This window comes from Microvirga sp. HBU67558, from assembly GCF_018069605.1.
GTDB lineage: Bacteria > Pseudomonadota > Alphaproteobacteria > Rhizobiales > Beijerinckiaceae > Microvirga > Microvirga terrae.
On sequence record NZ_JAGPUP010000021.1, the window covers coordinates 1 to 236 of the forward strand.

Annotated in this window: 1 pseudogene; it reads left to right on the plus strand. The window is 69.5% G+C overall.

Annotated features, from left to right (window positions below):
* Positions 1–198 (plus strand): annotated as a pseudogene (locus KBI52_RS00090) (helix-turn-helix domain-containing protein); the annotation flags it as partial.
* Positions 199–236: the final 38 nt, after the last annotated feature.

Here is a 236-nt window from a genome sequence, read left to right on the forward strand (position 1 = left end):
AGCGGGCTGACCTATGAGGCCATTGCCGCGCAGGTAGGTCTGACCCGCACCGGCGTCTTCGACATTTGCCGCCGCTTTGCCGAGAAGAGCCAGGCCGGATTGGCCAGCGGACCGCGCGGCCCGGCCCCTGGCACAGGACGGTTTCTCCAGGCCGAGCAGGAAGCGCAGGTCCGCGCTGATCCGCCGGCACACGCCTGACGAACTCGGTCTGCCCTTTGCCCTGTGGAGCCGGGCAG